The sequence below is a fragment of the Kitasatospora sp. NPDC015120 genome (assembly GCF_043080305.1).
Taxonomy (GTDB): Bacteria; Actinomycetota; Actinomycetes; order Streptomycetales; family Streptomycetaceae; genus Kitasatospora.
Map to the genome: position 1 here is coordinate 891,592 of NZ_JBIBVJ010000002.1, position 7,642 is coordinate 899,233.

The 7,642-nt window shown below is 76.5% G+C and carries 3 protein-coding genes and 1 pseudogene; 2 read left to right on the plus strand and 2 right to left on the minus strand.

Annotated elements, in window-relative coordinates; all coding sequences use genetic code 11:
• Positions 1–40 precede the first annotated feature (40 nt).
• Entirely contained in the window at positions 41–2,422 is a 2,382-nt protein-coding gene (locus ACF1AK_RS08805) for a sigma-70 family RNA polymerase sigma factor (RefSeq protein WP_391498012.1), read from the minus strand.
• Positions 2,423–2,760: 338 nt separating this feature from the next.
• Positions 2,761–3,765 (minus strand): TetR/AcrR family transcriptional regulator, encoded by a 1,005-nt coding sequence (locus ACF1AK_RS08810; RefSeq protein WP_391498013.1) that lies wholly within the window; start codon positions 3,763–3,765, stop codon positions 2,761–2,763.
• A gap of 621 nt (positions 3,766–4,386) precedes the next feature.
• Between ACF1AK_RS08810 and ACF1AK_RS08815 the strand changes: the two genes are divergently transcribed.
• Together ACF1AK_RS08815 and ACF1AK_RS08820 are read left to right on the plus strand one after the other, a co-directional pair.
• Positions 4,387–5,688, plus strand: a complete 1,302-nt coding sequence (locus ACF1AK_RS08815) for an NAD(P)/FAD-dependent oxidoreductase (RefSeq protein WP_391498014.1) — start codon at positions 4,387–4,389, stop codon at positions 5,686–5,688.
• A 203-nt stretch (positions 5,689–5,891) separates the two neighbouring features.
• A pseudogene (locus ACF1AK_RS08820) lies at positions 5,892–7,229 on the plus strand (PP2C family protein-serine/threonine phosphatase); the annotation flags it as partial.
• Positions 7,230–7,642: the final 413 nt, after the last annotated feature.

Here is a 7,642-nt window from a genome sequence, read left to right on the forward strand (position 1 = left end):
GCGGACCGGGCGGAACCGGCCGTCCGCCCCGGGGCCCGCGTCAGACGCACCGGAAGCGGGCCTCGGCCCAGTCGGCCAGGTTCAGCGCCGACCAGAGGCCGTTCGCCGGCGTCACCACCAGCCGGATGGACTTCTGCCCGTCCAGCGGCACGTGCACCGGCACCGCCGGGTCGCCCGCCCGCAGCGTGGACGAACTCCACAGCGTCCGCCCGTCGCCGCCCTGGACCGAGAAGACCACGCCCCCGAGCGTCACGCTCAGGTCGTCCATCCCGGCCACCGCGTCGAAGGACGTGCAGCTGCGGTTGAGGTCGATCAGGGTGGTCGCCGGTGCGTGCACGCTGATGCCGTGCCGGTGCTCGGCGCCGCCGACCGCCACGGTGTCCCGCTGCCAGAACCAGTCGCTCCCCTTCTGCCGGACGGCCGGCTGCGGCGGGGGCACCCGGTTGCTGCCGGGCTTGACCACCGGGAGGCTGTCGGCCCAGAAGTCGGCCGGTGGCGGCGGCGTGCTGGGCGTCGGCACCGACGGGACGACGGTGGGCGTCGGGATCACCGGCACGTCGGGGGTGGGCACCGCGGGCAGCGTCGGCAGCTCGGGCAGCGGCACGGCGGGCACCGTCGGCAGCGGCGGCAGGCTCGGCCGCGGCGTCACCGGGGGCGCGGGCTGCGCCTTGGACGGCGACGACGACGGCGACGGCGAAGTCGCCGGTGCCGCCGTGGACTTCGGCGGCGCGGGCGTCGGCGAGGCCGCCGCGGTGGCGGCCGGCGCGGTGCCGGGCGCGGCCGGCGGCACGGGCCTGGGCGGCGCGCTGCTCGCCGCGGGCGCCGACGGCGCGGGGGCGGGCTCCTCCGCCGGGGCCGGTTCGGCGCTCGCCGGAGCCGGCTGCGGCGCCGGTTCCGGGGCGGCGGCCCCGGGCTCCCCGGCCGGTGGCGCGGGCGTGGCCGGGGCGGCCGCCGGAGGCGCGGCCACCGGGGGCCCGGGTTCCGGCGAGCCGGTGAGCGCGTACGCGGCGACGGCGGCCACGGCCACCGCGATGGCGGCGGCGATGCCGGCCTTGGCGGCGGTGCCCAGGCCCTCCCCGGCCGCCCCCGCCCCGGCACCGGCGCCGCCCCCGCCCGCGGCTCCGCCCGCAGCGCCTCCCGCGGCTCCGCCCGCCGCCCCTGCGGCGGCACCCGTCGCACCCGAGGCGGCGCCGCCCGTGGTCGCCGCACCCCCCGCCGTGGCGGCCGCGGTCCCGGCGGCCGCACCGCCGACCACCGCCGCCCCGCCCACGGCGGCCGCGGCGGCACCGAAGCCGCCCACGCCGACCCAGACCAACACCCCGCCGGGCAGCAGCGCGCGCAGCCCGTGGTTGATCTCGGACAGTTCCAGGCACGCGGCCGTGCACCGGTCGCACTCCCTGAGGTGCCCCCCGACCTCCGCCGAGGCCCGCTTGCGCAGCGAGCCGCGCGCGTAGGCGCCGAGCCGGTTGGCGTACGCCGCGCAGGCCCGGTCCTGGCTGCCCGAGACATGGGCCTGCAGGAAGCCGGCGGCGAGCCGGTCGCGCGCCCGGTGGGCCTGGACGGCGGTCGCGTTGGCGGTCTTGCCGAGCATCACCGCGACGGTCTTGGGCGACTCCCGCTCGACCTCGGTGTGCCAGAGCACCATCCGGTCGTCCTCGGGGAGTTCGGCGTAGGCCTGCATCACCATGCGCTGGTCGGCCATCGCCATCGCCCAGGCATCGGCGCCCGGGTCGGCCAGGTCGAGGTCGACGACGGCGGCCGAGGTCTGCGCGAACACGCTGAAGTCGTCGACGAGTTGCTCGCGCCGCTCGCTGCGGGTCCAGGCGGCGGCGACGTTGCGCACGGCGGTCAGCAGATAGGCGCGGACGGCGAACTCGGGCCCCTTGCCCGCCTTCAGCGCCTGCAGGGTGCGCGCGAACACCTCGCCGGCCAGGTCCTCGGCGGTGAAGCTGTCGCGGCAGCAGGTCCGGGCGTAGCGGCGCACCGAGTCGGCGTGCCGCCGGTAGATCTCCTCGTACGCGGTGTCGTCGCCGGCCCGTACGAGCGCGGTCAACTCGGCGTCGGAGGGCGGCCGTTCGCCGTCGACCGGGTCGGCGGGCGCCGGCACGGTGGGGCGTGCCGGGGTTCCGGCGCCGACGAAGGCCTCCGGGGTGACACCGCCGAGCCCGGCGGGCGCCTGCCCGGGGACGCGGCCCGGGGGGAACGCGGCGGCGGAGGCGGAGAGCGTCTCGCGGCTGGGCATTCCGGCCTGGTCGGGCACCTGCCCGGACACCTGGGGAGCGGCCGCGGACCCGCTGCCGGGCGCCCCGGGATCGGGGCTCGGCCCCTCAGGACCCCAGTCCGGTCCCCAGTCGGGTCCGGCTCCGTCGGACCGCCCGAAGTCGAGGCCGTACCCGTAGTCGTTCTGTTCCTCGGCGCTCACAGCGGACCCCAGACTCCATGACAGCCCCCGTAGTGTGGCAGGGCGCGCGGGAGTGCGTGGGCGCACGAGGTCCCGCTGCACGGCGCCGAGGGCGCGCGAACGGCGCGCATCGGGACATTGGCTCCAACCACGGGCAAAGGATGGCATAGCGCAGAGTTGGGCGGTAGCCGGACCGGCCGTGGCCCACTCTTCCGTGGGGCCGTCGCGGATGTGTTCGCCCGCCGCGCGACGCCCCGGCGGGGCCCGCCCGCGCCGGGCGCACGGCCCGCTCCCGCCCCTCGCCCGGTCGCCCAACCTCCTTGCCCGCAGCGGACGGTGGCCGTCCGGCGGAGTGACGCTCAGCGGGCCCGCAGACCGTCGAGCAGGATCTGCAGCAGCCGGTCCGACGGCCCTTCGGCGGGGTGGCCGTCCGCCGCCCGGCCACCGGCCTGCTGCGGTGCGTCCCCGCCCGCCGGGCCCGTCGCGGCGGAGCCGGGCGGCCCCACCGGCGCCGCACCCGCCGGAGCGCCGCGCCACGCGTGCACCGGCACCGACGCCGTCAGCACCAGCACCACGTCCGCGACGGTGACCCCCTGCCGGAGCTCACCGGCCGCGCCCGCCCGCGCCACCAGCGCCGCGAGCAGCTGCAGCAGCAGCCGCGGGTCCGCGTCGGCCACCAGCGCGGCGGCCTCGGCCTCGGCCGTCGCCGTCCCGGAGCCCGGGAACCCGCCCGAGGCCGCCGCACCGTCGCCCGGGGGATCGTGCCGCGCGGCACCGAACCCGAGGGCCGGCTCCGGCGAACGCTGCTCGGGCACCCGCCCCAGCTCCTCGGCGTACTGGAACGCCTCCGGCGGCAGCAGCCGCCCGGCGCCGGTGGACACCGCGCGCGCCAGGTACCCGGCCAGCGCCTCCCACGCCCCCGAGCCGCCGTACAGCGACTCGCGCGCCTGGGCCGTCAGCCAGGCGACCTCCTCGGCCGCGATCCGCTGGACCAGTACCTCCTTGCTCGGGAAGCGCCGGTACACCGTGCCCACGCCGACCCCGGCCCGCCGCGCGACCTCCTCCATCGGCGCGCCGTAGCCGAACTCGCCGAACACCTCGCGCGCCGCACGCAGCACGCTCTCCAGGTTCCGGCGGGCGTCGACCCGCAGCCGCGCGCCCGACGACGGCGCGCCGGCCTGTGCCGTCTCGCCGCCGCCCCGGTACGGGACCGCCGCGTACGCCGTCCCGGCCGGCCCGTGGGCGCCGGAAGCACCGGACACCCCGGGCGGCCCGGCCGCCTCGGCGGGCCCGCGTTGCTCCGGCACGACGCCCTGGCCGGAGTGTGCCGCACCCGCTCGCCCCAACAGTCGCTCCTGTTCCATCATCCCAACTCTCCCCCGCAGGCATCCGATCCCGGACCCTGCCGTCGCCCGCCCCTGCACCCCCCGGTGCAGCTACGCATGAAAGAAATGACCGATGACCCATCGCTCGTGCCGTTGATGGTGCCGCCCGGGTGACGCCCGACCGCGGGTGCGGTCACGCGCAGACCACCCGGACCCCGATCCGGCGGACGCCGCCGGTCCGATCGGTGCGATCGGCCCGGCGTACCGGCGCCCGTCCGGGGCCTTGTCCGGGAACTACCCTTCCCCGGATCACGGTCCCGCAGTCGGGTTCTCCCGCCAACACTAGAACTGGCCGTAATGGCCCCTCCACGGTGCGTCGCCGCCAGTTGACATGGCACTGGCCGCTCCGCCACACAATCCGACCATAGTTCACCGCCGTTGGAGGCCGAAAGTGCGTCAGAAACTCACCCCGGCAGCACATCCGTCCCCGCCCGGCACCACCGGTCCCGTCCGCCACAGCACGGACGGTGGACAAGACGGCGCCGACGGTCCTTTATTGGGGGGCGTGATGGGGGCATGCCCGGTCGACGGCGGGCTCCGGGCCCCATCGACGGGAGGTGCGCCATCAGGATCCTGATCGTCGGCGGCGGGTGCGCGGGCATGTCCGCGGCGCTGCACCTCCAGCGCGGCCTGCGCGAGCGGCTGCGCCGCGGCGAGGTCCACCTCACGGTGGTCGAGCCGCAGGCCTACCTCACCTACCACCCGCTGCTCGCGGAGGTCGCGGCCGGCACCATCGACCCCCGGCACGTGGTCGTACCGCTGCGCCGCGAGCTCACCGGGTGCAAGGTGCTCACCGCCCGGATCACCCGGATCGAGCACGCCACCCGCCGGGCCTGGGCCGACGCCGCGGGCCCGGGCGAACCACCGGCACCGGTCGAACTCGACTACGACCTGCTGGTGCTCGCCCCCGGCGCGGTCTCCCGCACCGCGGCCGTGCCCGGCCTGGCCGAGCACGGCCGCGGCTTCTCCACCGTCGGCGAGGCCGTCGGACTGCGCAACCACGTCCTGGAACAGCTCGACCTGGCCGCCACCACCCGCGACCCGGCGCTCCGCCAGGCCGCGCTCACCTTCGTCTTCGTCGGGGCCGGCTACGCGGGCGTCGGCGCGCTCGCCGAACTGGAGGACATGGCCCGGTACGCCGTGCGCGGCCACCACAACATCACCCCCGACGACCTGCGCTGGGTCCTGGTCGAGGCCACCGGCCGGATCCTCGCCGAGGAGTCGCCCGAACTCGCCGACCACACCCTCGCCCAACTGCGCGAGCGCAGCATCGACGTCCGGCTGCGCACCACCCTGGAATCGGCCGCCGGCGGGATCATGGCGCTCTCCGACGGCAGCCGGTTCGCGGCCCGCACCCTGGTCTGGACGGCCGGGACCCGCCCGAACCCGCTGCTGCGCGACACCGACCTGCCGCTGGACACCGCCGGCCGGGTCCGCTGCCTGCCCACCCTCCAGGTGCTCGGGCCGGACGGCCGCGCGCTGCCGGGCGCCTGGGCCGCCGGGGACGGCGCCGCCGTGCCCGACCCGCACGCGGACGGGGCGCCGTGCGCACCGAACGCGCAGCACGCCTTCGCCCAGGCCGAACTGCTGGCGGCCAATGTGCTGGTCGCGCTGGACGGCGGCCCGCACGCGCCCGGCATCGCCGCGTACCGGCCCGGGGTCCCGGCCTGTTCCACCTCGCTGGGCCTCGGCCGGGCGGTCGCCCACACCAAGCGCGGCGGACGGCTTACCGGCCGCCGGGCCTGGTGGCTGCACCGGGCGCGCCACCTGCGCCGGCTGCCGAGCGGCGAGCGGCGGGTGCGGATCCTGGTGGACTGGGCGCTGGGCGGGCTCTTCTCCCGCGAGGTCGTCCCGCTCGGCCGGCCCGAACAGCGGGCACCCGCCGACGAGAGGCCGGTGTGAGCCGCCCCGGCGGTCCGGCCGCCGCCGCCCGCTCGGAGTACGGACCCGGCCCCGTGGCCGACCGGACGACCACGCCGGGCGCGGGCGACTTCCTGAATCGGGTCTCCGCCTGACAGGATCGGCCCGACCGAGTCATTACCCCGTGTGCTGACGAGTGCACAAAAAGTGATGATATGTCTGGAACCCGAGGAAGCGGCCGTCGTTTGAACCTCATGCGCTGGAGCGCCCGGCTCACCGGAGTCCCGTGGCGTGCCACCCCGCCGAACGGGGCCGGCAGCGATCGCGCCGCGCCGACCGGCGACGCGGTCGTGGTCCCCGGCCCCCGCGACCCCACCGGACCCGCCGGCCCGGCCGAGCCCCCGGACGCCCTCGACCCCACCGGCGTGCTCGACCCCCACCGGCCCCAGGACCTCCGCGAGGTCCTCAACCGCATCCCCGCCCCGGTCGCCGTCACCTACGGCCCGCTGCACCAGCTCGGCTACGCCAACCGCGCCTACCGCGAACTCTTCGGCGAGCGCCCCACCGGTCTGCCCGCCTGCGACGCGCTGCCCGAACTCGGCACCCTCGGCGTCCTGCCCCTCATGGACCAGGTGATCCGCGGCGGCAGCCCCCGCAGCGTCAAGGCCCGCTGCATCCTCGGCCTCACCGGCAACCGCTACTACAACGTCTCCTGCGTCCCCCTCACCCGCGACCCGGCCCGCCCGGCCCCGGCCGGCGGTGTGCCCGCCCTTTCCACTCCAACGAGCGACGACCCGACCTCCGGAGTCCTCGTCTTCGCCGCCGAGGTCACCGACCAGGTCCTTGCCGCCGCCCGGCTGCGCGAGTCCGAGCGCCGCCACCGCGAGGCCGCCGTCACCCTCCAGCGCAGCCTGCTCCCGCAGAAGCTCGACCAGCCCGCCGACCTCCGCGTCGCCGCCACCTACCAGCCCGGCGGGGCCGAGGCCGCGGTCGGCGGCGACTGGTACGACGTCATCGCCATCGGCGGCGGCCGGACCGCCCTCGTCATCGGCGACGTCATGGGACGCGGCCTGCGCGCCGCCGCCGTCATGGGCCAGCTGCGCACCGCCGTCCGCGCCTACGCGCGCCTCGACCTCCCGCCGCACAAGGTGATGAGCCTGCTCGACGGCCTCGCCATGGAGATCGACGCCAACCAGATCGCCACCTGCACCTACGCCGTCTGGGACCCGCAGCGCCGCACCCTCGGCTACGCCTCCGCCGGCCACCTCCCGATCCTGCTGCGCTGCCCCGACGGCACCGTCCTGCGCAGCGAGGAACAGAACGGCCCGCCCCTGGGCACCGGGGGAGGCGTCCACCTCTCGCACACCCTGCGGCTGCTGCCCGGCACCACCGGCGTCCTCTACACGGACGGTCTGGTCGAACGCCGCGACGAGGACATCGACCAGGGCCTCGACCAGCTCGCCCGCACCCTCGCCGGCGCGGTCGGCGCCCCCGACGTGGTCTGCGCCCGCCTGCTGCGGGCGATGGGCGTCACCTCCGAGCACGACGACGACGTCGCCGTCCTCGCCTTCCAGCTGCCGGCCGACGAGGAGTCCCCCGAACGGAGGCCGGCGCTTGACTCGGCCGCCCAGGAGGTCTAGTGTTCTTCGAGCTGCCTGGCTGGGAGCACCGGACACGCATCGGCGCGGACGGTCCCGGGGCAGCCAATCCTCTGAAACACCACCTCTTCCCGGTTACGGGCCGAGGCGCTTCGTTGTCTTTTCGACGCGTTCCGGCTCAGGGTTTATTTGTCGTGCCTGTTTTCAGGGATTGCGGTCGGATTCGCTTTTCGGAGCGGGGATCGGCTAGAGTTTGAAACGTCGGACGGGGCGTCAAGCCGCAGAAGACGCCAGCGAGTTGGGTGAAGGAAGCGCCGGGAACGGCACGGAAAACATCTGATAAGCTGGAGACACGAAAGAACGAAGCGCCCGGAGGGCCGGTGTGAAAGCCGCCCGAT

What these genes read in the sequence shown, in the direction of transcription:
- ACF1AK_RS08810 (WP_391498013.1), bottom strand. Translation starts at nt 3,765, where the DNA reads ATGGAACAGGAGCGACTGTTGGGGCGAGCGGGTGCGGCACACTCCGGC.
- ACF1AK_RS08815 (WP_391498014.1), top strand. Translation starts at nt 4,387, where the DNA reads ATGTCCGCGGCGCTGCACCTCCAGCGCGGCCTGCGCGAGCGGCTGCGC.